This is a genomic window from Bordetella sp. N, from assembly GCF_001433395.1.
Lineage (GTDB): Bacteria > Pseudomonadota > Gammaproteobacteria > Burkholderiales > Burkholderiaceae_B > Bordetella_C.
The window spans coordinates 4,322,198-4,346,907 of record NZ_CP013111.1 but is presented as its reverse complement, the minus strand read 5'-3'; the positions used below and the strand labels follow the sequence as shown (position 1 = coordinate 4,346,907).

The following is a 24,710-nucleotide window of genomic DNA, read 5'->3' as shown; positions in this document are numbered from 1 at the left end:
GGGCGAGCCTCCCAGTTAAGAACCCCGCGTCTATCGGGGACACCGCGGAGCCGGGTCCCCCGGTCCGCTGGTGTCGCCCCCTGGGGGGCCGCGCTCCGCGCGGTAGGGGGGGCCCTTTTGTAGCCATGCTTTCGGTGGATCGCGCGTGTTTCGGGTCCCGTGTACGGTTCGGTTGCGTGGATACTGATTTTGGACCCATCTGACGGCCCCCTTTCAAAAGGCGGCGCGGATGGTCGGCAAGCCGCACCCTCTTTGTGAGCGAGCATGGAGTTCAAGGACTATTACGACACGCTTGGCGTTGCGCGGGGGGTCTCGGACGACGACCTGCGGCAGGCCTATCGGAAGATGGCGCGCAAATACCATCCCGACGTCAGCAAGGAAGCGGATGCCGAGGTGCGCATGCGCGATATCAACGAGGCCTACGACGTGCTGCGCGATGCCGCCAAGCGCGCCGCTTATGACGGCCTTGCGGCCGGGGTCTCGGCCGGCGGCGGTCGCCGTCCGCCGCCCAACTGGGAGCAGGGCTTCGAGTTCTCGCGCAACCACGCGCGCTACGAAGCGCGCAACGAGCCTCCCGCGAGCGCCCGCGCCGCGCCCAGGGGCGATCCGCGCGACGACCCCCGCGAAGACGCCGACTTCAGCGAGTTCTTCTCGTCCCTGTTCGGGGCCGCCCAGCGGCGCAAGGGGGCGGCGGCGCGCGAGGCACGTTCCCGCGGCGAGGACCACCACGCCATGATCGAGATCGACCTGGAGGACGTCCTGCTGGGCGCGATGCGCGAAATCAGTCTGCGCTCGATGAAAATGGACGGGCAGGGCACGCCCCAGCTGCAGGAACGCAAGCTCAGCGTCCGCATCCCCGTGGGCGTGCGCGAGGGCCAACGGATCCGCCTGGTGGGGCAGGGCATGCCGGGTTACTCGGGCGGCTTGCCCGGCGACCTTTATCTGGAAGTGCGGATCAAGCCGCATCGGCTGTATCGCATCGACGGGCGCGATCTGGTGCTGAACCTGCCGATCGCGCCCTGGGAGGCCGTGCTGGGCGGCAAGGTGCAGGTGCCGACTCCCGGACGGCTGATGGAGGTCACCATTCCGCCCGGATCGCGGCCGGGAGGCAAGCTGCGGCTGAAGGGCAAGGGCTTGCCGGGCGCGCATCCGGGCGACCTCTATCTGCAACTGGAGATCGTCTGGCCGCCCGCCGAAAGCGATGCCGCGCGCGAGGCCTACCGCCGCATGGCGAGCGATATCTCGTTCAACCCGCGGGCCGGGATGGGCGTCTGACGGCGGCGCGCCTGCTCACGGCGCCGGCATGCGTGCGCGGGGCGGTATAGTGGCGCCATGACTGCCGCCGCTCCTGCCTCCCGCTTGATCCGCCGCCATCCCGACGAACTGATCGTCGGCCTGGTGTCCATTTCCGACCGTGCGTCCACCGGCGCGTATCAGGACCAGGGCGTGCCCGCCCTGCGCGAGTGGCTGGACAGCGCCTTGACCACCCCCTGGCAGGGCGCCGAAAGACTGATTCCCGACGAAGCGGCCGGTATTTCCGCGACCTTGGTCGAATTGGTCGATGTGCTGGGCTGCGACCTGATCCTGACCACGGGTGGTACCGGCCCCGCGCGCCGCGACGTCACGCCTGAAGCCACGCTGGCCGTGGCGACGCGCGAGATGCCGGGCTTCGGCGAGCAGATGCGCCAGATCAGCCTGAAGTTCGTCCCGACCGCGATTCTGTCGCGCCAGGTCGCGGTGATACGTGAAACACCGGATCACGCGGCCCTGATCATCAATCTGCCTGGCCAGCCCAAGGCCATCCGCGAGACGCTGGAAGGCTTGCGCGATGACAGCGGGGCATCCCTGGTGCCGGGGATTTTCGCGGCGGTGCCTTACTGCATCGACCTCATCGGCGGGCCCTACACGGAAACCCGGCCCGAGGTAGTCAAGGCCTTTCGGCCGAAGTCGGCGATCCGCCCGATGGCGCTATAGTCCTGCTTCGTCTTATCGTTTGAGCAGAAAAATGAAACAGCGCTATTTGGCCATCGCCGCCCTGACTCTTCTGGCCGGCTGCACCACCGCCAGCGACATGCTGAAAAAGGATCCGGTCTTCTACGGCCATACCCAGCGCACGCCGGAAGCCTATGCCGAGTGCGTCGCGGACGCCTGGCGCCGCCAGGGCGAGAACGTGAAAGTCACCAATATCGATGGTGGCGCGGACGTCGTGACGGACAGCGCCACCGGCCTGACGTCGGCCCTGCGCGTGCAGAAATGGGCCAACGGCACCGTACAGATCCGTATGTCCGCCCGTTCCTCCTGGAGCTCCCAGGAGCAGGTTCAGGCCGCGAATATCTGCATGTAGAGGGGCAGGATCCGGTCAAGGCCGGGTCTAAGCCGATTCAGCAGGCCCGGCTGATTCACGGCCCAGGTATGACCTGGCTCAGGCGGCGCGCGCCGCCGTGCCTGCGGCGCCAACACTGTTACCGGCGCCGATATGGGCCAATTCCAGATAGGCCCGCTGGGCCGCCTCGACATCCTGCGCCAGGCGGATGCGCAAACGGCGCTGCTCTTCCACGAAATCGTCGAATTTGCCCTGGGCGTGCGCGTAGGTCAGCCCCGTATTGCGCAGGCTGTTGATAAAGCCCGCGCGCGACGAGTCCAGGCTGTTCCAGACCCGCTCGGCTCGTGCCTGCAATTTCTCGGCTCGGGTGAGCCGATCCATCGCCTTGCGCAGTTGATCGTCCGTCGACATCGCGTACAGATAAGAGAAGAATCAGCGGCGAAAAAAATCCGCCCATGAAGAATCGTAAATTAGACCTCGATTTTACGATCTTCAAACGGCGGAATTGATGCGTGTTCAGGCCCGCAAGACGCCTTTCCGCTCAGACGGCGAAGGCGCCGGAGCGCACTGCGGCGCTCCGCGGTCAGGCGTCGGAACGCGCGCATCGGCGTTCCGGGGCCCGCGCATCGGTATTAACGGCGCGCGCCGTACTGCTGGCGGGGACGCGGCGCTTGTTGCGGACGCTCGTCCTTGTGGCGGAAGTTGATGCGGCCCTTGGTCAGGTCGTAGGGCGACATTTCCAGGGTGACGCGATCGCCGGCCAGGATACGGATGCGATTCTTGCGGATGCGGCCGGATGCATAGGCGCCGACTTCGATGCCATTGTCGAGTTTGACGCGATAGCGGCTGTCGGGCAGTACTTCGTCAACGATGCCGTCCAGTTCAATAAGTTCCTCTTTAGCCATGCGTAGATCTCCTAATTAGCCCACAAACCGGCGCGTCTGACGCGCCGGTGCAGGGCAGGCCCGCCGCTAGGCGGGCAAACAGTAATGCGGGGCGGGCGCAGGCACAGCCAAACGCGAGCGACGCGTGAACCAGGCGCGGCAGTGCCGGTGCCGCCGGTAACGAAATGACCTAGGCGGCGTAAGCCCGCCGAGGCGTGAGCGGGAGCTGAGGGAGGCGGCAGCGTCCTGGCGGACGGGGCCGGATATCCGGTTCCCAAGACACCGCGCGACGGCGAACCGTCCTACGGCTTGGACTCGCCCGGACGGATTACATCACGAGCGGGAATGAGGTGCGTGATCTTGTAATTAAGCCTGTTGGCTAGTTCACCGACTTCAGCACAGCGTAAGTTACCTGTCTATCAGGCTTTTCTGCATGATAGTTTAACAGCGCATTAGTTAATGGAAAACCCCTAACATGGTTGCAATTCCCATTTGCGGGGGGCGCGACGGGCGAGTATTCTGCGCCGGTCGCACGCGCGCCGGCCTACGAAGCTGCCGCGGGAGCGGCCTGACAATTCGAGACATCATCCTTCTTATAAGAGTCAAGGCGCCATGAAGTTTCTTCTACTGCTGCCGTTCATCGGCCTGCTGTGGGTACCGTTCTATAACCAGGCAAGCCCTGAGCTGTTCGGTTTTCCCTTCTTTTATTGGTATCAATTGCTCTGGGTTCCGGTTACCGCCGTGTTGACCTGGATCGTCTACCGCTCCACGCGCGACGAGGGGGACGAATAATGGCTTCCTCCCCGGATATCAACTGGACCGCGCTCAGCGTCTTCATTTTCTTCTTCGCCCTGGTGACCGTGATGGGCTTCCTGGCATCGCGCTGGCAGCGCGGTTCGGGCGAAGCGCATCTCGATGAATGGGGCCTGGGCGGCCGCCGCTTCGGCACCTGGATCACCTGGTTCCTGGTAGGTGGCGACTTCTACACGGCCTACACCGTGATCGCCGTGCCGGCCCTGGTCTACGCGGTGGGGGCATACGGCTTCTTCGCCTTGCCCTACACGATTCTGGTCTATCCCATCGTCTTCTTTATCATGCCGCGTCTGTGGCGTGTAGCCCACAAAGCGGGTCACGTGACCGCGGCTGACGTGGTTTACGCGCGTTTCCAGTCGCGTCCGCTGGAGCTCGCCATCGCCGCCACCGGCGTGCTGGCCACCATGCCCTACATCGCCTTGCAGCTGGTCGGCATGGAAGTGGTGATCAAGGCCCTGGGCCTGACCGGCGAGCTGCCCCTGACGGCTGCCTTCGTGATCCTGGCCCTGTACACCTACTCGGCGGGCTTGCGCGCGCCGGCGCTGATCGCCTTCGTCAAGGACCTGATGATCTATATCGTGGTCCTGGTGGCGGTGGTGCTGGTGCCCTTGAAGCTGGGCGGCTACGGCGCGGTGTTCGCCAAGGCGGGTGAGGCCTATGCCGCCAAGGGTGGCGCCACCGGCTTGCTGCTGAAGCCTTCGCAGTACCTGCCCTACGCCACCCTGGCGCTGGGCTCGGCGTTGGCCGCCTTCATGTATCCGCACACGCTCACCGGCATCTTCGCCTCCAACGGCGAGAAGACCATCCGCAAGAATGCGATCTACCTGCCTGCCTACACGCTGCTGCTGGGCTTGATCGCCATGCTGGGCTATATGGCCTGGGCCGCCGGCGTCAAACCGGCAACGCCTAATGACACGGTGCCCGCGTTGTTCAACGCGCTGTTCCCCAGCTGGTTCACGGGCTTCGCGTTCTCGGCCATCGCCATCGGCGCCCTGGTGCCCGCGGCGGTGATGTCGATCGGCGCGGCCAACCTGTTCACGCGCAACTTCTGGAAGGCCTACGTCAACCCGCAAGTGACGCCGCAGGGCGAAGCCAAGGTCGCCAAGATCGTGTCGCTGGTGGTCAAGTTCGGCGCGCTGGTGTTCATTCTCTTCATTCCGACCCAATACGCGCTGGATCTGCAGCTGCTGGGCGGTCTGTGGATTTTGCAAACGTTCCCCGCGGTGGTCTTCGGCCTGTTCTTCAACTGGTTCCGCGGCCCGTCGCTGCTGATCGGTTGGGCAGCCGGCCTGGGCCTCGGTTCGTGGATGGCGATCGCCGACGGCGTCAAGCCGGTTCACACTTTCGTGATCGGCGGCGACAGCTACGCCATGTACACGGGCCTGTTCGCGCTGGCCGTGAACATCGTGGTGGCCGTGGTCGTGCAGGTGGTCCTGAGCCTGGTCAAACCCGGCTCAGGCGCGCCGCAAAGCATCGGCAGCCGTGCCTGACGATGCGGGCGAGTCAGTCTTGACGCGCTGACGCAGGCGTTCGATGCGGCGGTCTATGCCCTGATACAGGAGCCAGGCCGCCGCGATCGAAAACAGCGCGTTCAAGCTGGAAATCGCCAAGGCGTTCGTGATCCCCAGATAGGTGGCCAACTGCGCCACCAGCAGCATCACGACGGCATGGCAGATATAGATCGGGTAGCTCAGCTGCCCGATTTTTTTGTCCAGCCGATAACGCGACTGGAAAATAAAGGTCAGCGGCAGGAAGGTGGCGAAGGCCATCAGCACCAACGCGTCGCGCACATTGTGGTTCAAGGTCACCGAGAAGTGAAACAAGGTGTACAGCACGAACAGCGCGGTCGCGGTTTCCGGCAGGTAGCGCACGCGCTGGCTCAGCCTTTCAAAGAAGGGCAGCAGCAGGCGATGCGACAGGGCGCCGGCCAGGAACAGCGCCAGTTCCAGCGGGAAGAAACGGTATGACCAGGGGTCGCTCTGCGCGACGCCGAGCTCCAGCAGCACCACGCGCAAGACCAGCGACGCCACGAACAACAACAACACCGCGCGCAGCGAGCGCAGGATGAACGGCGCGATCAGGTAGAAGCTCAGTTCCACACCCAGTGTCCACGCCTGCGGTACCAGCAGGCCGTCGTAGAGCGGCACGTCGCTGTTGGCAAAGGAACCGGTCCACGTCAGCAGGCCGTTCTTGATGCCGGCGAACATGATCCAGTCCTGGCCGAAGATGAACACGTTCGCCAGCACCAGACAGAGGTCGGCGATTGGAGGAATACGGTCATAGACCTGCATGAACGCGGGATTGGCGACCAGGTTCACCGCCAGGGCGATGGCAGCCACCGCCAGGTATGTCGGATAGATGCGCAGCGCGCGATTCGTGTAGAAGCGGGCGGTGCTGCGATACGTGTCGTTGGCGTTGAGGATGTAGGAGATCAGGAAGCCTGAAATCACATAGAAGAGCTGCACGGCCAGGCGTCCACCGACCAGCACGTTCCCCTGGTTATAGGGGGAGTGATCGAGCACCACAGAAAGGGCGAACAATGTTCTGAGCAGGCCCATGGAAAGTCTCTCCTCTTATGCTGCCCTTGAGCTTGAGGCGAGGCTCGGGCTGGGGAGAATTCTGCGCGTCCGCGCCGGTCAGCGCGTCGGCCATACGGCCCGATATCCCTATGGTTTAGTTTGATAAACAACGGGCCCGGCGCGCCGCGCCGCAGCATATTCGCAAGGTCGCGACATTCAAAATTATTTCAACGACGTGACATCGCCATGTTTCTGTCGGTAAAACTGGCTCGTGCGCCTTTTTTCGCGTCATCAACCTGTCATCGCGCTTACTCACACTACCGCCCAGTTTTGAATGAACAGGGAACGCGCATGACCTACGCGATCGAAGTGAAAGGGCTGAGCAAGTCCTTCCGTGCCGCCGACAAGGCGTTGGACGATGTCAGCCTGCAAATCGCGCCCGGAGAGATGGTGGCCCTGCTGGGTGCATCGGGTTCCGGCAAGTCGACGCTGCTGCGGCATCTGGCCGGCTTCGTGGCCGCCGACCAGGGCGAGATCATCGTCAACGGTCAGGTGATCCAGAGCCAGGGTCGCATCAGTCGGCGTGTGCGTGGCGCGCGTGCCGGCATCGGCTTCGTGTTCCAGCAATTCAACCTGGTGGGTCGTCTGCCGGTCATCACGAATGTGTTGGCCGGCATGCTGCCGCGCGTGCCCATGTACCGCAGCCTGCTGCGCTGGTTCCGCAACGATGAGGTCGAAGTCGGTCTGCAGGCCTTGGCCCAAGTTGGTATAGACGGCTACGCGTTTCAGCGTGCTTCGACCTTGTCCGGCGGCCAGCAGCAGCGCGCGGCGATCGCCCGCACGCTGGTGCAGAACGCGCGCACCATCCTGGCCGACGAGCCGATCGCTTCGCTCGATCCGGAATCGTCGCGCCGCGTGATGGACACGCTGGCGCAGATCAACCGCAGCCGCGGCGTGGCCGTGGTGGTGTCGCTGCATCAGGTCGATGTCGCCCTGCGCTATTGCCCGCGCGTGGTGGCCTTGCGGCGCGGCAAGGTGGTGTACGACGGTCCGTCCGCCGACCTCACCGCCGCCATGCTGCGCGATCTGTATGGCGCCGAATTGAACGAATTGATGCCCGCCGCGGAGACCGCTGCTCCCGCGCCTGTCGATGGCCGCGCGGTCGTCGCGGCACAACTGGCGGCGGCCTGATCGGGTTGCCACCCGTGATCCTCGCAGCCTGGCTTTTGCAGTAGGGCAGCAGCGCTGCCCACACCTTTTATCGCTGGTCCCTTTTACCTGCCTGCTCCCGGAGCTACCATGCTACGCAGAACCTTTCTCGCCCTGATCACCACCGCGGCCCTGTCCACCACGGCCCACGCGCAGGACGGAAAAACCTTGAACTTCGGCATCATCTCGACCGAATCCTCGACCAACCTGAAGTCCGCTTGGCAGCCCGTCATCGACGACTTGAGCAAGGCGCTGGGTGTCGAGGTCAAGCCCTTCTTCGCGTCGGACTACGCCGGCATCATCGAAGGCATGCGCTTCAACAAGGTGCAGATGGCCTGGTACGGCAACCTGTCGGCCATCGAAGCGGTGGACCGTGCGCAGGGTGAAGTGTTCGCCCACGTGATCGCCAAGGACGGCAGCCCGGGTTACTGGTCGGTGCTGGTCACCGCCAAAGACGGTCCGGTCAAGTCGGTCGACGACGTGCTGAAGAACGGCAAGTCCATGAGCTACGGCGCCGGCGATCCCAACTCCACGTCGGGCACCGCCGTGCCGGGCTACTACCTGTGGGGCGCCAACAAGGTCGATCCCAAGACCTTCTTCAAGAACTACCGTGTGTCGAACCACGAAACCAACCTGATGTCGGCGATGAACAAGCAGGTCGACGTGGCGATCACCAACACCGAAGCCATCGACCGTTATCGGATTGCCACCGGCAAGAACCCGGAAGACCAGATCCGCATCCTGTGGAAGTCGCCGCTGATCCCGGCCGACCCTATCGTCTATCGCAAGGATCTGCCCGCCGCCGAGAAGGAGAAAATCCAGGCCTTCTTCCTGAACTACGGCAAGACCGAAGACCAGGCCAAGAAGCTGGCAGCCCTGACGTACAAGGGCTTCACCAAGTCCGACAACGGTCAGCTGATCCCGATCCGCCAGATCAACCTGGCCGGTCAACGCGCCAAGATCGAAAACGACACGACCCTGAGCGCCGCGGAAAAGCAGAAGAAGACGGCCGAGATCGACGCCAAGCTGGCGGATCTGGCCAAGCAAGTGGCTTCCGCCAAATAAGCAGGACGGCATCATGAGCGTGACCCTCTCGACTTCTCCCGCCGTGCGTCCGCCCCGGACCTCGCTGCCCATGATGATCATGTGGGCAGTGATTCTGGCCGTGCTGGTTGCTTCCTGGAAGGGCGCCGACATGCGCCCCATGGACCTGCTGCGGGATTCCGGCAACATGGCCCAGTTCGCGAAGGACTTCTTTCCACCCAACTTCCGCGACTGGCGCATGTACCTGGACGAGATGCTGGTCACGATCCAGATCGCCATCTGGGGCACGTTCCTGGCCATCGTACTGGCGGTGCCTTTCAGCCTGCTCTGCTCGTCCAACATCGTGCCGGCCTGGGTCTACCAGCCGGTGCGACGTCTGATGGACGCCTGCCGCGCGATCAACGAGATGGTGTTCGCCATGTTGTTCATCGTGGCGGTGGGGCTGGGGCCGTTCGCCGGCGTGCTGGCCCTGTGGGTGCATACCCTGGGCGTGCTGGCCAAGCTGTTTTCGGAGGCCGTCGAGGCCATCGATCCGCGGCCGGTGGAGGGCGTGCGCGCCACCGGGGCCAATGCCATCGAGGAAATCGTCTTCGGCGTGATTCCTCAGGTCTTGCCGCTGTGGATCTCCTACTCGCTGTATCGCTTCGAATCCAACGTGCGGTCCGCGTCGGTCGTGGGGATCGTAGGCGCCGGCGGTATCGGCATGGTGCTGTGGGACATCATCCGCAGCTTCCAATATGCCCAGACGTGCGCGGTGATGATCATCATCGTCCTGTTCGTGATCGCCATCGACATGCTGTCCGCCCGCGTACGCCGTGTATTGATATAACCCCCCCTACCGCGCGGAGCGCGGCAGGGAAGGGCCCCCCCGTACCACGCTGCGCGTGGCCCCCCAGGGGGCGAAACCAGCGGACCGGGGGACCCGGCTCCGCGGTGTCCCCGATCGACCGGCGCATCTTCCACGGTGTCCCCGATGGATCGGTCCATCTTCCACGAGATTGCCAAATGAGTGCATCAAGCTGTAGCAACGCGGTGCTGGACGCGGAGCGCATCGAAGCGCTGTTTTCCGGTTACGGTTCAGCCTTCTACGGCGGCGAAGCCATTACGCAGACCGAGCACGCGCTGCAGTGCGCCGCCTTGGCGGAAGCCGCCGGCGAGACGCCGGCGGTCATCGTCGCCAGCCTGCTGCACGACGTGGGTCATCTGGTGATGGCCGAAAGCGTCAGCGAGGACATGCGCCATCAGGATGTGGGCGCCCGCGCGCTGGAAGGCGTGTTCGGGGAAGACGTGCTGGCGCCGATCCGCCTGCACGTGCCCGCCAAGCGCTATCTGTGCGCCGTGGATGCGGCGTATTACGAGACGCTGTCGCAGGCTTCGCGTGACAGCCTGGCCTTGCAAGGCGGGCCGTTCACAACGGAGCAGCTGGAAGCGTTCGAAACCCTGCCGCATTTCGCCGCGGCAGTGCGCCTGCGCCGCTACGACGATCTTGCCAAGGTGGTCGGCGCCTCAACGCCGGACCTGTCGCATTATCTGCGGCTGTGCACGCAAGTGATGCGGGAACACGCCTGACGGCGCAAGACACGCCGCAGGGGTAACGCCAAGGTTCACGCCAGCGGCGTAACGCCTGAGGGGCCACGCAAACTCAAGCGTGGCAGCGCCGGCGTGCAATGGCGAGCAGTTCCGCCGCCGCGTCGTCGGCGACGCCGTTGTTGTCCAAGGTGACCATCTCGCAATCCGGCGGCACGTCGAAGCTGGCTTCGGCGCGCGCCAAACGGGCGGCGATGTCTTCGGCGCTTTCGCGTCCGCGATTGGCCAGGCGGCTTTGCAAGGTGCCGGCGTCCACACGGATGGTCACGGCGCACAGGCCCGGGTAGCGGGCGCTGGCTTGCGGCAGATACGCGCGCGAGCCGTTGACCAGCACCGTGATGCCGGCCGCCATCCAGGCATCGATTTCCACACCTATCCCATAGGCCAGGCCATGGCTGGCCCAGTGCAGGGCAAAGCAGCCCAGGGCGGCACGGCGGGCGTGTTCATCAGGGTCCAGATAAATGGAGGCTTCGTCAGCGCCACCGGGGCGGGTGATGTAGCGATGCGCGATCAGCACGCGGTCCGTGCCATCCAGCCGAGCGCGCGCCAGGCGCAGCAGCGTGTCCTTGCCGCTGCCCGAGGCGCCCATGACGTAGATCAGGCGGCTGCCATTGCGGGGCGACCTGGCCTGGCGGTCGTCGTCGCGGCGCGGGCCCTGAGGCTGCACATCACGGCCGGCATCGGAATGGGGCGTGGTCATTGCTTGTCTTTCGCCATTGGTAAATAGGGCGCGCCGGCCCCGTCACGCGTGGCGCCGTCGAAACCGTAGTGGCGCCCCACCACGAAAGGCGCGTCGGGTGTCGGCTGTACATAGACGGTTACGGCGTCCACGGGCATGGGACGGTCCAGCTTGCCCGCGCCTAGCGCTTCCAGCTGCGCGCGTGCCGCGGCCAGGTCCGTGTCGGCAAGATTGCCCGTCAAGGTCATGTGGAACTTGAAGGTGTCGAGAACGTAGGGGTAGCCCCAGGCTTCCAGCATCGCGCGCTGCGCCGGATCCAGGTCGGCGCGCAGACGGCGCGTCAGCTCCGCCTGCGTGGGCGGTGCGCGCCAGGGATCGATGCGGCGCACCGCGTCGTCGGCCAGCGCGTGCAGGGCGGCGCGGCCGGCGGCGACGTCGCCTTGGTCGGTGGCCCAGGACAGCTCGTTTTCAACCAGGCACCATGCCAGGAAACCCCGCAGAGTGCGTAGTTCCAGCGCGATGCCAAAGGGCCGGTGAGCCGCCGCCAGGGCGCGCATGGCGCCGTCCAGGCTGGCGGCATCCGTGCCCGGCGCCAGCCGGAAGGGCGGCTTCAAGGTGGCATGCAGGCCGTAGTGGCGGGGCGCCTCGGTCCACGCATGCCGACGCGGGTCGTCGCCGGGCGCGCGGGCGAGATCCGCGCCGCTCTGTTCGTCGCGGCCCAGCCACTGCGTGCCGATGGCGCGCCAGTCGCCCACGGGGGCAAGGTAGACCGCGTAGCGGTGAGCCGCCAGGGTCGACGGGGCGGGGTTTGCCGAAGCTGTGACGGTCGCTGGAACTTCCAAGCCCACGGGTGTCTCCGATGATCCCGGCGTTTGGGTGCGTACTGGATCTTTGCTCATGGCGCTGTGCCGGCGATTCAGGCGGCCTGGGCCTGTTGCAGCCGCTCCATGTCGAACTGCTGCGCGGCATAGCGCAGGCTGCCGCCGACGATGGCGGCGCAGACGCGAGGCACGCCAGGCACGCTGTCATCGACGATGATGGCGTCGGCCAGCATGCCCGGCTCCAGCGAGCCCTGGTCGCGCAGGCCGGCGGCGCGGGCCGGGTTACGCGAGACCAGCGCCCAGGCCTGGGCCAGGGGCAGCACGCCGTCGGCGACCAGCTTCATGGTCGCCGCCAGCGGCGCGGGGTAGTAGTAGTCGGATGTGAGGATGTCGCACAGGCCCGTCTTGATCATCTCGGTGGCGCTGGGGGCATTGGTATGGCTGCGCCCGCGCACGACGTTGGGGCCGCCGAAGACGGTGTAGTCGCCAAGCTCGCGAGCGACGTGGGCCACTTCGGTGGTCAGCGGGAACTCGGCGATGCGGCAGCCCATCTGGTGGTAATAGCGGCGCGTCGCGGGATCGGGGTCGTCGTGCGAGGCCACTTCCAGCCCGGCCTGCTTGGCGCATTCGGTCAGTTCGCGCATGGCGTTGGCCACTTCGTCGGCGCAGGACATGGCGGCGCGGATGCGCTCCTGGAACGTGGCCAGGTCGCATTCGGCGCGGTGGGCGGCCTGCAGCAGCTTGGGGTCGTCGCCCAGGCGCTTGGCCATGCTGGGCAGGTGATCGTTCAGGGCCAGGAACTGCACCTTGCCGGCTTCGATCCATTCACGCGCGATTTCGACGCCGCCGACGTGGTGGGTTTCGAAGCGCAGGTGGACGTTGTGGCGCGCGCCCAGCGTGGCGCGCATGCGGGCCAGGGCGTCGAACATGCGTTCGGCGTAGGGTTCGCCGCGCAGGCCGCCTTCCCAGGACAGGGTGACGCCGTGAAACTCGGTGGTGATGCCGTTGGCCAGCAGTTGGCGGTCGACGTCCTGCAGGGCGTTGTCGTGGGGAAACGTGACGCCGGGGCGCGGCATGACGGCGCGTTCGAAGGCGTCGCCGTGGAGGTCGATGATGCCGGGCAGGACCAGCAGGTCACCGGCGTCCAGCAGGGGCGTGGCGCTGGCACCGGGGGCGATGCGGTCGCCGCTGAAGCCGATGCGGGCGGCGCGCAGACCGTCCGCGGTAAGGACGCGGCGGCCTGCGATGCCGGAGAGGAGAGGGAGGGGAGAGACGGATGTGTTCATATGCGGCTGCCCTGCTTCGAAGACGGATGTGTGGCCGGAAACGATGGACTATATGCTTGCTTGATTACGAACAGATGTCTAGACGTTTGTGGACGATTATTTGACGTGGTGTTTTCTGGAAAATTATGAACATCAAGTAGAGGGGCGGGGCCCCTCTCAGCTCCCCCCCGCCGGGTGCCAGCACGGAGCCCTTTCTGCACTGGCCCCGAGGCGGAGTGGAGGACCAAAGCCCCTCTTAACCCATCCCGCAGCGGGGTGAAGGGACAGAGCCCCTTCTCAATCATCCCCTGTGATCATCAACTGCACCCAATCTCCCGCGAAGCGGGTGATGCCGTATTGCAGCGGTCGCCCTTCGGCATCGACGTTCAGGGACTCGATCTGGATGATGGGCCGCGTCTTCGGCTGATTCAGCAAGCGCGCATTGGCCTCGTCCGGCAAAGCCGCCGTGATGCGGGACCATTTACGCGTGTAATCCTGGATCCCGAACTGCTTGTAGACCTTCGAAATCGACTTCGCTTCCTTCAACTTGTCCGCGAACCCCGGAAAGCGCTTCTCTTCGAAATAATGATCCGACACATTGATGGTGCGATTCTCGGCCTTGCCGAGCAATTGCACCCGCAACAATGTGGTGGACCGCGGCAACCCCAGCTGCACGGCAATGTCGGACACCCGCTCGGCCTGGCTGCCCAGCACCTCCACATGCCCCAACAGCCCCTGGCTGCGCAGGTTCTCCGAAAACCGCGTGCGCTTGCCGATGGCGTAATCGATGGCATGTTCCTGCACGAACGTTCCACGCCCCTGTTCGATGCGCACCAGCCCGATCTGCTCCAGCTCGCCCATGGCGCGCCGGATCGTATGGCGATTCACCGCGAACTTCGCCGCCAGCTCCGGCTCGGGCGGCAACTGTTCCCCCGGGTTGTAGAGCTTGTTGCGAATATCCATCGCCAGCGCCTCGCCGATCTGCCGCCAAACCGCAATGCCTGATCGTCGTTCGAACATGTTCTTCCTGTCGAACGCGCACCCCTGGGCGCGCGTCTCTGATTGTGAGTAAGGGAATGCAGGATTTTGCCCGAGGAGAGCGATCGCCGCGAGTAGCACTTGTCATCAAAAATTCATGGCGACTGTGTTGAACTGCCCAGCGCGTGGGTTCATACTAGCATCTATTCGTATAGACGTTTAGAGGAAACGGATGGATACGCACACTCCCCCAACCGCCGCCCAGGCCGCTCGCGCCGCATGGATGCGCGTCCTGGCCCTCGCCGATAGCGCCGCGTTGGCCGCGGCCTATCAGGCCCTGGGACCGCTGCCGGCGTCCCGCCCGCTGCGCGCGCCGGAAGTCGGCATGACCATGGTTCGTGGTCGCGCCGGCGGCACCGGGGAACAGTTCAACCTTGGGGAGATGTCCGTCACGCGCTGCGCCATGGTCTTCGACCAAGGCGTGGTCGGCACGGCTTACGTGCAAGGCCGTTCGCTGCGCCATGCCGAGCAGGCCGCCATCCTGGACGGCCTGTTGCAGATGGACGACTGGTCGGAGTCCGTGCAGACCATCGTCATTGCCCCGCTGGCCCAGGTTCAGGAAGCCCGCCGCGCCCGCCGCGCCGCCGAAGCGGCGCAGACCCGCGTCGAGTTTTTCACCATGGTCCGTGGAGAGAATTGAGATGACCCCGACCCTCGCGCAAACGTCCTTGTCCGAATCGCAACAGCCGCAACCGCAATCGCACGCCCAACGGCCCGGCGCCGCTCCCATGGTCAACCTCTTGCCCGGCTTCGCCGATGCCGGCGTGCAAGCCCAAGCCGTCTTCCGTGTCGCGCTGCAGGCCATGTCCGAACCTGGCCTGCCCCAAACGCTTTCGGCCGACTGCGGCGTGCCCAAAGGCCTGTCACCGGCCCTGGCGGCCCTGTTGCTGACGCTGGCCGACGTGGACACGCCGGTCTGGTTGCCGGCCGGCCTGGATGGCTCGGTCGAGGCCTTTTTGCGTTTCCACTGCGCCTGCCCGCTGGTGGCGACCCCCGCCGAGGCCACCTTCGTGGTGGTGCCCGCCGGCTACGTCGCGCCCGACCTGGCTGACTGCAATGGCGGCGACCCCGCCTACCCGGACCGCTCCACCACCCTGCTGATCGAAGTCGCGGGATGGCAAGGCGGCGCTCCTTTGCAGCTGAGCGGGCCCGGCATCGCCACCACGCGCGCGTTAGCGCCGGCCGGCCTGCCCGAGACTTTCTGGCGGCAATGGGCCGTCAATCACCGTCGTTTCCCGCAAGGCGTGGACGTGCTGCTGACGCACGATCGCGAGGTTTGCGGTCTGGCGCGCACGACGCGCGTGGAGGTCTGATATGTACGTTGCCGTCAAGGGAGGCGAACGCGCCATCCTCAATTCTTACCGCATGCTGGACAGCTTCCGGCGCGGTGATCCCGCGGTGCCCGCCCTGACCCTGGCACAGATCCGCGAACAAATGCCGCTGGCCGTGGATCGCGTGATGGCCGAGGGCTCCTTGTATGACCCGTATCTGGCGGCGCTGGCCCTGAAACAGGCCGCGGGCGATGTGGTCGAGGCCGTGTTCCTGCTGCGCGCCTATCGCACCACGCTGCCGCGCTTCGGCTACAGCGTGCCGCTGGAAACCACCCGCATGAATCTGCGGCGCCGTATCTCGGCAACGTTCAAGGACTTGCCGGGCGGCCAGGTACTGGGCCCGACCTATGACTACACGCAGCGCCTGCTGGACTTCTCGCTGGAAGATGACGCGGCGCCTGTGGTTGCAACCCCGGCTGCAGCCTCGGCGACCCCGGCCGCCGAACCCCTGGCCAGCAGCATGCCGCGCGTCACCGACCTGCTGGAGCGCGAATCCCTGATGGAGCCGGAAGCCATTCCCGCCGGCGATCCCGCTCCCTTCGACCTGACGCGCGAGCCCATGGCCTTCCCCGCCACGCGGGCCGCGCGCCTGCAGAACCTGGCGCGCGCCGATGAAGGCTTTCTGTTGGCCATGGGCTATTCGACGCAACGGGGCTATGGCAACACCCATCCCTTCGTGGCGGAGATCCGCTACGGGTCGCTGGAAGTGGAGCTGTTCGTGGAAGAACTCGGCTTCGCCGTCACCATCGGCGAGATCGACCTGACCGAGTGCCAGATGGTCAGCCAGTTCACCGGCAAGGCGCATCAGGTGCCGACCTTCACGCGCGGTTACGGCCTGGTGTTTGGCTACGGCGAGCGCAAAGCCATGTCGATGTCCCTGATGGACCGCTCCCTGCGCGCGCAGGAGCTGGGCGAGGCGGCGACGTCACCGGCCAACGACCATGAGTTCGTGCTGTATCACAGCGACAACGTGGAAGCGTCGGGCTTCACCCAGCATTTGAAGCTGCCGCACTACGTCGACTTCCAGTCCAGTCTTGCCTTGCTGCGCCGTATTCAGGCCGAGCGCGCGGGCAACGCGGCGCCGGCGTCGACCGCACCCACCGCCAACACGCAAAGCGCGGAAAGCCGCGCTGACGGCAGTGTGAACGGTGGCGGGGAACCCAGCGCGGCCGAGCCCGCCCTGGCCCCCGCGGACGCCGAAGCGCAACAGGCATGACCTTTAACGAACACGAGCCCCGCAGGATTCCCATGGACACTCCCGCCCCGCAGGACGCCGCCACCGTGGCGCGCGATCCGCACTACAACTTCGCCTACCTGGACGAATCGACCAAGCGCATGTTGCGCCGCGCCTTGCTCAAGGCCGTCGCCATCCCAGGCTACCAGGTGCCGTTCGGCAGCCGTGAGATGCCCTTGCCTTACGGCTGGGGCACCGGCGGCATCCAGGTGACCGCCGCCATCATCGGTGAGGACGATGTCCTCAAGGTGATCGACCAAGGTTCGGACGACACCACCAACGCCGTCAACATCCGCCGCTTCTTCGGCCGCGTCGCCGGCGTGCGCACCACGGACTCGACCCCCGCCGCGACCATCATCCAGACCCGCCATCGCATCCCCGAAACGCCGCTGCGCGCGGGCCAGATCATGGTGTTCCAGGTGCCCATTCCCGAACCGCTGCGCTGGCTGGAGCCGAGCGAGGTGGAGACCCGCACCATGCACTCCCTGGCCGAATACGGCGGCATGCATGTGAAGCTGTACGAGGACATCGCGCATCACGGCCACATCGCCACTACCTACGACTACCCCGTGCTGGTGAACGACCGCTACATGATGCGGCCGTCGCCCATCCCCAAGTTCGACAATCCCAAGATGGATGGCAGCCCGGCGCTGATGCTGTTCGGCGCGGGCCGCGAGAAGCGCGTCTATGCCGTGCCGCCGTACACCAAGGTGAAGAGCCTGGACTTCGACGACCACCCCTTCACCATCGAACGCTGGACGCATCACTGCAGCCTGTGCGGCTCGCACGACAGCTTTCTCGACGAAATCATCCTGGACGACGAAGGCACCCGCAACTTCGTCTGCTCGGACACGGAATATTGCGCCACCCGGCGCGAGGAACAGGCATGAACGGAACAGGCTTGAACGACAGCGATATCGACCAGCCTTTGCTGTCGGTGCGTGATCTGACCCACACCTGGGACGGCGTGCACGGCTGCCGCGAAATCAATTTCGACCTCTATCCCGGCGAAGTGCTGTGCATCGTGGGCGAGTCGGGTTCCGGCAAGAGCACGCTGCTGCAGGCGGTGTCCTGCCAGGTCGACGCCCAGCACGGCAGCGTCCTGTACGACCTGCGCGAGCAAGGGCCGACCGACCTGGCCAGCCTGTCGGGCGCGCAGCGCCGCCTGCTGGCCCGCACCGATTGGGGTTATGTGCGCCAGCATGCGCGTGACGGCCTGCGCATGCAGGTCAGCGCCGGCGCCAACATCGCCGAACGCCTGATGGCCATCGGCCAGCGCCATTACGGCGATTTGCGCGAAGTGGCCGGCAACTGGCTGCACAAGATGGAAATCGACGTCGGCCGCCTGGACGACGCCCCGGCGTCCTTCTCGGGCGGCATGCAACAGCGCCTGCAGATTGCCCGCAACCTGGTGACGCACCCGCGCCTGGTCTTCATGGACGAGCCCACCGCGTCGCTGGACGTGTCGGTGCAGGCGCGCCTGCTGGACCTGTTGCGCCAACTGGTGGCCGACCTGGGCCTGGCCGCCATCGTGGTCACGCATGACCTGGCGGTGGCGCGCCTGCTGGCGCACCGCACGCTGGTGATGCGCGGCGGCCATGTCGTCGAAAGCGGCCTGACGGACCAGATCCTGGACGATCCGCAGCATCCCTACACCCAACTGCTCGTCTCCTCCATTCTGCAGAGCTGACCATGACACAAGCACAGACGATGATGGAAGTCCGCGGGGTCCACAAGATGTTCACCCTGCACAACCAGGGCGGTATTCGCCTGCCCGTGTTCGAGAACGTCGACTTTGACGCCGCGAGCGGCGAATGCCTGGTGTTGTCGGGGCCGTCCGGCACGGGCAAGAGCACCTTGCTGCGCTGCCTCTACGGCAACTACCTGACCACGGCCGGCACCATCCGCGTGCGTGACGGCGAGCAATGGGTGACGCTGACCGGCGCGCCGGAGCAGCGCATCCTGCGCCTGCGCCGGGACGTGATCGGCTACGTCAGCCAGTTCCTGCGCGCGATCCCGCGGGTGAGCGCGCTGGACGTGGTGGCCGAGCCCTTGCGTCAGCGCGGCGCCGCCATCGACGAATCGCGTGAACGCGCGGCCGTGCTGCTGGCGCGTCTGCGCCTGCCCGAACGCCTGTGGCGCCTGCCGCCCGCCACGTTCTCCGGTGGTGAGCAACAACGCGTGAATATCGCGCGCGGCCTGGTCGGTGGTCATCCCGTCCTGCTGCTGGACGAACCCACGGCATCGCTGGATGCCGACAACCGCGCCGTGGTGGTGGAGCTGATACGTGAAGCCAAGGCCGAGGGCCGCTGCCTGATCGGCATCTTCCACGACGAAGCGGTACGCGATGCCGTCGCCAGCCGGGTGCTGGCCATCAAACCCGCCGCGCCCGTAGCCGCGGCCGCCTTGACGGAGTAAATCATGACGACCACGTTATTGACCCACGCCCGCGTGGTACTGCCCGATGCCGTGCTGGAAAACAGCGCGGTGCTGATCGAGGACGGCCACATCGCCGCCATCGAACCCGTGGGCGCGCGCGCCGCGCGGGAGGTGGATCTGCAAGGCCAGATCCTGATGCCGGGCATGATAGACCTGCATTGCGACGCCATCGAAAAGGAAGCCGAGCCGCGCTCGCGAGTATTGTTCCCGTTCGATTTCGCGGTGGCGCAGGTGGACCGCCGCAATGCCGCGGCCGGCATCAGCACGCCTTACCACGCGTTGTCCTTCGCCAACCGCGAATGGGGCGTGCGCAACAACGATACGGCCGGCGAACTGATCCGCGCCGTGCATGCCTTCCGCCAGCATGGGCTGGTCGACAATCGCATCCATTGCCGCTATGAAATCAGCGATGAAACGGCGCTGCCGGTGCTGCAGGCACTGATCGAAGAGGGCATGGTGGACCTGCTGTCCGTCATGGATCATTCGCCGGGGCAGGGGCAGTTCAAGACCCTGGAAGCGTATCTGGACTATGTGATGGGCAATCATGGTTTCAGCCGCGAGCAGGCCGAGGAAGCCGCGCGGACGAAACTGGCCGGCATGGAAGGCGCCGCGAAGCGAGTGGAAGTGCTGCTGGCACAGGCGCACGCGGCCGGGGTGCCCACGGCCAGCCATGACGACGACTCCGTGCATCGCATCGCCGCCATGCGCAACCTGGGCGTGTCGATGAGCGAGTTTCCCATCAATCTGGATACCGCGAAGGCGGCGGTTTCTTGCGGGCTGCCCACGATACTTGGGGCGCCCAATGTGTTGCGCGGGCAGAGCCAGAGCGGTTCGATGCGTGCCATCGACGCGATCCGCGCCGGCGTCGCCAGCTGCCTTTGCTCGGACTATCAGCCGTCCACGCTGGTGGCCGCGGCCTTCGCCGCCGCGGACCAGGCCGGGCTGACGTTGTCGCAGGCCAGCGCGCTGGTGGCCGGGAATCCGGCACAGGCTTGCGGGCTGACCGACCGGGGGCATATTCGTGTCGGCTTGCGGGCGGATCTGATCGCCGTGAACCTGGTGAATGGGCAGCCTTTGGTCAGCCACACCTGGAGCGGTGGCCGCCTGGCTTTCTCTGCACACTATCCTGTGGCGGCAGCGACCACCCACGCCACTCCCCCGCGTATCCAGGCGGTAGCAGCGTGAGGCCCCGTGGGCGCTAAGGCGTCACGATGACCACCGCCACGCGGCGGTTCTCGGCCCGGCCGGCCGCACTGCCATTGTCGGCCACCGGATGCCCGGCGCCCTGGCCGCGCACAAGCACGTTCGCGGCCGGCATGCCGGCCGCGATCACGATGTCGGCCACGGCCTGGGCGCGGCGCTCGGACAACTGCTGATTGTGCGCATCGCTGCCGCGATTGTCGGTATGCCCGTCCAGCCGCATACGGTTCAAGCCGACGTCCAGCAACCGGCTCGCCAGACGTTTGATGTTGTCCACGCTGGCCGGCTTGACCACGGCCTGGTCGGTGTCGAACAGCACCTTGTCCGAGATACCGAATTCCCAGCCCTCGTCGGTCTGCGAAAAACCTTCTTCCTTCAGCACGGCGACCTGGGCCGGCGTCAGTCCTTGCGGCACGCTCTGGCAGGCGGCCAGCAACAGGGTACTCAGCGCGATGACCATGGCGCCGGCGGCGCGGGCGAGGGAAGGCGAGGTAGCGTTCACGATGCTTGCTCCTTGGGTGCGGAGGGGGGAGAGTCGGATGGTGAACGGGACAGCGCCGGCGCCGATGCCTGGCTGTCGCCGCCCAGGCGCTTGGCGCTGTACATGGCGGCATCGGCGGCGTCGAACAGGCCTCGCGCGTCCCTGGCGTGGTCGGGATAGACGGCGATGCCTATGCTCAGCGAGCTGACCGTTTCGGTCCCGCCCGGCAGGCGGATGGGCGTGCGCATGCTGGCCAGGATTTTTTCAGCAAGGCGGCGGGCGTTTTCGATATCGCGCAGGGGCGTCATCAAGACCGCGAATTCGTCGCCGCCCAGGCGTGCCACCAGATCGCTTTCGCGCAAGAGATGGCGTACGCGCGCGGCAGTGTGGACCAGTACCGCGTCGCCCGAGGCGTGGCCCTGCTGATCGTTGATCTCCTTGAAGCGGTCGCTGTCGATGAACAGCACGGCCACGCGCTGGCCCAATATGCCGGCGTCGTGAACGGACTGCGCCAGTCTCTCCTCGAAATGGGCGCGATTGGGCAGCCCGGTCAGGCTGTCGTGCGCCGCCTTGTGGGCCAAGGTGGCGTTCTCCCGCTGCAACTGGTTCTGCCAGGCCTGCAATTGGTCCAGCAAGGCATTGAAGTCCTCGCCCAGCGCATTCAGTTCGGCGATCTCGGCGGGGGGCAGGCGCACGGCGAAAGCCCTTTCGTTGCGGACCGCGTGGGCGACGCGCGCCAGATTGCGCAGGGGCTCGACGATGTGTTCAAAGGTCCGCCGCGCGATGGCCCGCGCCAGCATGGCGCTGGCGATCAGGCAGGCCAGCACGCCGGCCACGCCTTTCAGCAAAAAGGCCAGCATGCTGCCTGGATGTCCGGTCACCAGCAGGGTGCCCACCGTATGGCCGCGATGCACGATGGGCGTGACGATGGGCGGGGGCGTGAAGATGCGTTCGAAGGGCTGCTGGATCCAGGCGAAGCTGGTGTCGGACGCGCGATTCCATTGCGCCAGCACCAGACCGTCGCTGTCGAACACGATGGCCGTGCCCACGCCTTCGGCGCTGGCGATCAGCGCCAGCGCATCGCGCGCCGCGGGCGCGTCATGAAAGACCACGGACGCCTCCGCGGTGTACAGCATGGAGCGCGCGATCAGCCCGGTGTTGTGTTCGGCATAGGCGCGCAGCGCCACCAGGCCCATGATGGTCAGTACCAGGCCTACCAGGCCGACCGCGATGACAGTGACGGACACCTGGGCGCGGCGCAGGGCATCGCGCAGCGTGGGCAGGCGGGTACCGGAGGAGGGCGGTTTGGGTGTCATGGCGATGGCTTGCGGCGTGCCAGCTGCAGCACATTGGGATGTATGCGCACGCCGCTGCGGGCGATGATGTCCAGGTTGATCAGGAATCCGGCTTGCGCACCTTCCGCGTCGAGGCAGAACATGGCGCCCGCGGTGCAGTCGGGGTCGTACTCGCTTTCCAGCAGGGTGACGACAGGCTTGCCGATGACGCCGTGAAGCAAATGGGCCAATACGGGGGCGGGCAGCTCACCCACGTACAGCGCCTCGCACATCTGCGCGATGTGTTCATCGCCGGGCGCCACCCGGCGGGCGCGGACGGTGGCCAGGGCCTCGTCGCCTGTCAGCAGGGCGGCCGCGTAAGGCGAGTTGCCGGTGATGCACAGGACGGGCAGTTCCGGCCGCGGCGGCGTGGGCCAGCGGGCGTAACCGAGGATGCCTGTCACCACCTGGGCAATGGCGCGCGACTCGGCGAAAGTTACATTCGTTGCGGCGGGTGCCGGCGACGTGGCGGCTTCGCCTGCGTGGAGCGCCGGCGTGCTCGATAGCAGCCCCAGGCTCAATCCGTAGGTGACGACACGCGACGAGAAACGGTAAAAGAGGCGTTTGACTGCTACGTGTGACAAGAACGTGTTGGAATTTGTTGTTTATTGTTGGGCTGACACATTTATTACGTGGTCGACTTTTGAATTAGATCAACCGGAAAACAGGCACGAGTGGGAATATAGTTACGCTTCATAGCCTGTTTCGTGGGAAAGAGTACACGTTACGATTGACCTTGTAACGCCGCGCGTACCGCTACGTTTTGAAAATTTTCAAAATGAGTGCGTGAATTTTTTTTTGGCTTTTTTTTGCCTTTAGGAGGCCCATCATGGTTGATCCCCACTTCGTCCAGGATCATGAAGAGCCTGAGCTTTGGGCTGCGGAGCAAGTGTCCTTTGCTGCCGACCGCCCGCCTATCCACGTCATGATGCAGACCGCGGGCGAAGCCCCTACGGCGTATGGCCTGCGTAATTTGAAAGTTTTGCTGGGGGCGTTGGACGAACGCATCGAGGCCGCGGCTGAACTGCTTTTGGAAAATTATTCCCGCGACGATTGGTTGAAGCAGGGGGCTCCGGCGGATCAATTACCGCCGAACGACTCGGTTTCCGCCATGAAGAGCCGCGCCACCTTGCGGGCTGTGTGGCTGTTCGACGAGGACGCGGAGGACTACGAGTTGTGGTTTACGCTGCCCTGGGATGATGAGCATACGTATGACGTAGAGTTTCAGGGTGGCCAGCCGATAAGCTGCACAGTCAACGACTGAGCGTCGCGCCAATTTCTTGTGTTGCCCCCGAGGGGGCCACACTGGCAGCGTTATTTGAGCTGGGGCCCTGCTGAAGATAAAAAAGACCTGTGCTGTGCACAGGTCTTGTTGATCGCGGACACCGCGGAGCTGGCTTTGCCAGTCCGCCGGTGTCGCCCCCTGGGGGGCCACGCGTAGCGTGGTACGGGGGGGCCTATCCCTCTGCGCTGCGGTCTCGCAGGTATTCGACGTCTACGCCCGGCGGGATCTTGTCGATCCGGTCCCGCTGGATTTTGGGCCGCACGAAACCGACGCTTTTGGTATTCGTGGCGGCGCCTTGCAGCAGGACGGACAGGATGGATCCCTTGTCCTGGATCCACTGGTTCTTGCCCCGCAGCAATTTGACCGCATCCGCCGGCGGGCCGAGCTTGAAGGTGGCGCCGTTGATCGAGATGCTCTTACGGGCGGCGAATTCCTCGTCCGTGTGATGCGTGATCGAAACCGCGTCCAGGTTATTGCTGAAGGTATCGATGCGGTAGACGAAATTGATCCGCGTGTGCGGATCCTGCACCACGATCAGCTTTTCCGATCCGGAGAAATCCGAGAACTGGCCGATCACCACCGACTCGACCAGTTGATTGCCGCGTTTCTCCTCCGTGTACAGGAAAATGGTCGGCGGGGCGGAGCTGGAATTCTCGGTCATGAGGCGGGCGCGGCTTAAGCAAAAAAGTAACTCGATGCGTCGGATCGCGAGTTTAACCGCACGCACCTCCCGCTTCTACAAAAGAACCCTACAGATCGAGGACACCGCGGAGCCGGGTCTCCCGGTCCGCCGGTGTAGCCCCCTGGGGGGCCGCGCTCCGCGCGGTACGGGGGGGCCTATCACTCGCCTCTAGCTCGGCGGGCGTTCAAGTCCTGCAGGCACAGCCCCACGGCATCCCGCATCTTCGCCGACGACGTCGACGCCCGATCCGCCTCGTCCCGGCACTCGGTGTACTTCCTCAGACTATCCGGCGTGTCACGGACCGGCGGCGCCTGCACCGGGGCGGCCTGCGGCGTGACGGTCATCCGCAAGGTCGACGGCGGCGAGTAGCTGCCGGGCTGGGACGGGAAGCTCAGCTCCTGCGAGTTCCCCGCTCCCACCGGCGGCGGCGCGGTCTGGGCCGAAATCGGCACCTGGGCCTGGGCGCCGGCGCCGACGGCCAGGAGCAGCAAAGCAGCGGAGATCTTGATTTTCATGGACTTTCCTCGGAAACGCGGGCCGCC

29 protein-coding genes are annotated in these 24,710 nt (G+C 65.4%); 17 read left to right on the top strand and 12 right to left on the bottom strand.

Going from position 1 to position 24,710, the window contains the following annotated elements; all coding sequences use genetic code 11:
* Positions 1-264: 264 nt before the first annotated feature.
* The 3 genes from ASB57_RS18640 to ASB57_RS18630 are packed head-to-tail and all read left to right on the top strand — an operon-like array spanning position 265 to position 2,344.
* A complete protein-coding gene (locus ASB57_RS18640; RefSeq protein ID WP_057653578.1) occupies positions 265-1,275 on the top strand; it encodes a DnaJ C-terminal domain-containing protein in 1,011 nt (336 codons plus the stop codon).
* A gap of 57 nt (positions 1,276-1,332) precedes the next feature.
* The gene (gene mog / locus ASB57_RS18635; RefSeq protein WP_082621700.1) at positions 1,333-1,974 is read left to right on the top strand and encodes a molybdopterin adenylyltransferase; all 642 of its coding nucleotides are present in this window, start codon (positions 1,333-1,335) and stop codon (positions 1,972-1,974) included.
* 31 nt (positions 1,975-2,005) lie between these two features.
* Entirely contained in the window at positions 2,006-2,344 is a 339-nt protein-coding gene (locus tag ASB57_RS18630; protein WP_057653577.1) for a hypothetical protein, read from the top strand.
* A gap of 78 nt (positions 2,345-2,422) precedes the next feature.
* Here ASB57_RS18630 and ASB57_RS18625 read toward each other — a convergent pair whose 3' ends face one another.
* Together ASB57_RS18625 and infA are read right to left on the bottom strand one after the other, a co-directional pair.
* Entirely contained in the window at positions 2,423-2,734 is a 312-nt protein-coding gene (locus ASB57_RS18625; protein ID WP_057653576.1) for a hypothetical protein, read from the bottom strand.
* A 221-nt stretch (positions 2,735-2,955) separates the two neighbouring features.
* The gene (gene infA, locus ASB57_RS18620) at positions 2,956-3,228 is read right to left on the bottom strand and encodes a translation initiation factor IF-1 (RefSeq protein WP_057653575.1); all 273 of its coding nucleotides are present in this window, start codon (positions 3,226-3,228) and stop codon (positions 2,956-2,958) included.
* 591 nt (positions 3,229-3,819) lie between these two features.
* On the opposite strand from infA, the gene ASB57_RS18615 reads away from it, so the two are divergent.
* The gene (locus ASB57_RS18615) at positions 3,820-3,999 is read left to right on the top strand and encodes a DUF3311 domain-containing protein (RefSeq protein ID WP_057653574.1); all 180 of its coding nucleotides are present in this window, start codon (positions 3,820-3,822) and stop codon (positions 3,997-3,999) included.
* Complete coding sequence (gene mctP, locus ASB57_RS18610; protein ID WP_057653573.1) at positions 3,999-5,510, top strand: monocarboxylate uptake permease MctP; 1,512 nt, start codon at positions 3,999-4,001, stop codon at positions 5,508-5,510. Before ASB57_RS18615 ends, mctP begins: the two co-directional genes overlap by 1 nt.
* Here the strand turns inward: mctP and ASB57_RS18605 are convergent.
* Complete coding sequence (locus ASB57_RS18605; RefSeq protein WP_057653572.1) at positions 5,475-6,578, bottom strand: acyltransferase; 1,104 nt, start codon at positions 6,576-6,578, stop codon at positions 5,475-5,477. The genes mctP and ASB57_RS18605 overlap by 36 nt on opposite strands.
* 312 nt (positions 6,579-6,890) lie before the next feature.
* Between ASB57_RS18605 and phnC the strand changes: the two genes are divergently transcribed.
* From phnC to ASB57_RS18585, 4 genes are all read left to right on the top strand, one after another.
* Positions 6,891-7,730 carry a phosphonate ABC transporter ATP-binding protein gene (gene phnC, locus ASB57_RS18600; protein ID WP_057653571.1) on the top strand — a complete coding sequence of 280 codons (840 nt, stop codon included), beginning with the start codon at positions 6,891-6,893 and terminating at the stop codon, positions 7,728-7,730.
* A 108-nt stretch (positions 7,731-7,838) separates the two neighbouring features.
* Positions 7,839-8,813, top strand: coding sequence for a phosphonate ABC transporter substrate-binding protein (gene phnD / locus ASB57_RS18595; protein ID WP_057653570.1), 975 nt, complete (start codon positions 7,839-7,841; stop codon positions 8,811-8,813).
* A 13-nt stretch (positions 8,814-8,826) separates the two neighbouring features.
* Positions 8,827-9,621 (top strand): phosphonate ABC transporter, permease protein PhnE, encoded by a 795-nt coding sequence (phnE, locus tag ASB57_RS18590; protein ID WP_057653569.1) that lies wholly within the window; start codon positions 8,827-8,829, stop codon positions 9,619-9,621.
* 176 nt (positions 9,622-9,797) lie between these two features.
* Positions 9,798-10,361, top strand: a complete 564-nt coding sequence (locus ASB57_RS18585; RefSeq protein ID WP_057653568.1) for a phosphonate degradation HD-domain oxygenase — start codon at positions 9,798-9,800, stop codon at positions 10,359-10,361.
* A 73-nt stretch (positions 10,362-10,434) separates the two neighbouring features.
* Here the strand turns inward: ASB57_RS18585 and phnN are convergent, their stop codons facing one another.
* From phnN to phnF, 4 genes are all read right to left on the bottom strand, one after another.
* Positions 10,435-11,079, bottom strand: a complete 645-nt coding sequence (gene phnN / locus ASB57_RS18580; RefSeq protein WP_082621699.1) for a phosphonate metabolism protein/1,5-bisphosphokinase (PRPP-forming) PhnN — start codon at positions 11,077-11,079, stop codon at positions 10,435-10,437.
* Entirely contained in the window at positions 11,076-11,906 is an 831-nt protein-coding gene (locus tag ASB57_RS18575; RefSeq protein ID WP_369822712.1) for a DUF1045 domain-containing protein, read from the bottom strand. Before ASB57_RS18575 ends, phnN begins: the two co-directional genes overlap by 4 nt.
* A 68-nt stretch (positions 11,907-11,974) precedes the next feature.
* The gene (locus ASB57_RS18570) at positions 11,975-13,165 is read right to left on the bottom strand and encodes an alpha-D-ribose 1-methylphosphonate 5-triphosphate diphosphatase (RefSeq protein ID WP_057653567.1); all 1,191 of its coding nucleotides are present in this window, start codon (positions 13,163-13,165) and stop codon (positions 11,975-11,977) included.
* Positions 13,166-13,441: 276 nt separating this feature from the next.
* Positions 13,442-14,164 carry a phosphonate metabolism transcriptional regulator PhnF gene (gene phnF / locus ASB57_RS18565; RefSeq protein WP_057653566.1) on the bottom strand — a complete coding sequence of 241 codons (723 nt, stop codon included), beginning with the start codon at positions 14,162-14,164 and terminating at the stop codon, positions 13,442-13,444.
* Positions 14,165-14,354: 190 nt separating this feature from the next.
* Here phnF and phnG point away from each other — a divergent pair, with 190 nt between their 5' ends.
* The 7 genes from phnG to ASB57_RS18530 all read left to right on the top strand — a co-directional run bounded on the left by phnG (position 14,355) and on the right by ASB57_RS18530 (position 20,371).
* Complete coding sequence (gene phnG / locus ASB57_RS18560) at positions 14,355-14,822, top strand: phosphonate C-P lyase system protein PhnG (RefSeq protein WP_057653565.1); 468 nt, start codon at positions 14,355-14,357, stop codon at positions 14,820-14,822.
* 88 nt (positions 14,823-14,910) lie between these two features.
* Positions 14,911-15,495, top strand: a complete 585-nt coding sequence (phnH, locus tag ASB57_RS18555) for a phosphonate C-P lyase system protein PhnH (RefSeq protein WP_057656252.1) — start codon at positions 14,911-14,913, stop codon at positions 15,493-15,495.
* Between the two features lies 1 nt (position 15,496).
* Complete coding sequence (locus ASB57_RS18550) at positions 15,497-16,729, top strand: carbon-phosphorus lyase complex subunit PhnI (protein WP_082621697.1); 1,233 nt, start codon at positions 15,497-15,499, stop codon at positions 16,727-16,729.
* A gap of 32 nt (positions 16,730-16,761) precedes the next feature.
* A complete protein-coding gene (locus ASB57_RS18545) occupies positions 16,762-17,637 on the top strand; it encodes an alpha-D-ribose 1-methylphosphonate 5-phosphate C-P-lyase PhnJ (RefSeq protein ID WP_057653564.1) in 876 nt (291 codons plus the stop codon).
* Positions 17,634-18,437 carry a phosphonate C-P lyase system protein PhnK gene (gene phnK / locus ASB57_RS18540; protein ID WP_057653563.1) on the top strand — a complete coding sequence of 268 codons (804 nt, stop codon included), beginning with the start codon at positions 17,634-17,636 and terminating at the stop codon, positions 18,435-18,437. Before ASB57_RS18545 ends, phnK begins: the two co-directional genes overlap by 4 nt.
* 2 nt (positions 18,438-18,439) lie before the next feature.
* A complete protein-coding gene (gene phnL, locus ASB57_RS18535; protein ID WP_057653562.1) occupies positions 18,440-19,165 on the top strand; it encodes a phosphonate C-P lyase system protein PhnL in 726 nt (241 codons plus the stop codon).
* A 3-nt stretch (positions 19,166-19,168) separates the two neighbouring features.
* On the top strand, positions 19,169-20,371 hold the full coding sequence (locus ASB57_RS18530) for an alpha-D-ribose 1-methylphosphonate 5-triphosphate diphosphatase (protein WP_057653561.1): 1,203 nt from the start codon (positions 19,169-19,171) through the stop codon (positions 20,369-20,371).
* 13 nt (positions 20,372-20,384) lie between these two features.
* Here ASB57_RS18530 and ASB57_RS18525 read toward each other — a convergent pair whose 3' ends face one another.
* Genes ASB57_RS18525 through ASB57_RS18515 form a run of 3 tightly spaced genes read right to left on the bottom strand, consistent with a single transcriptional unit; the run spans position 20,385 to position 22,785 of the window.
* Positions 20,385-20,888 (bottom strand): OmpA family protein, encoded by a 504-nt coding sequence (locus ASB57_RS18525; protein WP_231755188.1) that lies wholly within the window; start codon positions 20,886-20,888, stop codon positions 20,385-20,387.
* A complete protein-coding gene (locus ASB57_RS18520; protein ID WP_057653560.1) occupies positions 20,885-22,183 on the bottom strand; it encodes a diguanylate cyclase domain-containing protein in 1,299 nt (432 codons plus the stop codon). The genes ASB57_RS18525 and ASB57_RS18520 overlap by 4 nt, the downstream gene beginning before the upstream one ends.
* Positions 22,180-22,785, bottom strand: a complete 606-nt coding sequence (locus ASB57_RS18515; RefSeq protein ID WP_082621696.1) for a YfiR family protein — start codon at positions 22,783-22,785, stop codon at positions 22,180-22,182. Before ASB57_RS18515 ends, ASB57_RS18520 begins: the two co-directional genes overlap by 4 nt.
* A 245-nt stretch (positions 22,786-23,030) precedes the next feature.
* Here ASB57_RS18515 and ASB57_RS18510 point away from each other — a divergent pair, with 245 nt between their 5' ends.
* On the top strand, positions 23,031-23,465 hold the full coding sequence (locus ASB57_RS18510; RefSeq protein WP_057653558.1) for a hypothetical protein: 435 nt from the start codon (positions 23,031-23,033) through the stop codon (positions 23,463-23,465).
* A gap of 193 nt (positions 23,466-23,658) precedes the next feature.
* Here the strand turns inward: ASB57_RS18510 and ASB57_RS18505 are convergent, their stop codons facing one another.
* On the bottom strand, positions 23,659-24,147 hold the full coding sequence (locus ASB57_RS18505; RefSeq protein ID WP_057653557.1) for a hypothetical protein: 489 nt from the start codon (positions 24,145-24,147) through the stop codon (positions 23,659-23,661).
* A gap of 179 nt (positions 24,148-24,326) precedes the next feature.
* A complete protein-coding gene (locus tag ASB57_RS18500) occupies positions 24,327-24,683 on the bottom strand; it encodes a hypothetical protein (RefSeq protein WP_057653556.1) in 357 nt (118 codons plus the stop codon).
* Positions 24,684-24,710: the final 27 nt, after the last annotated feature.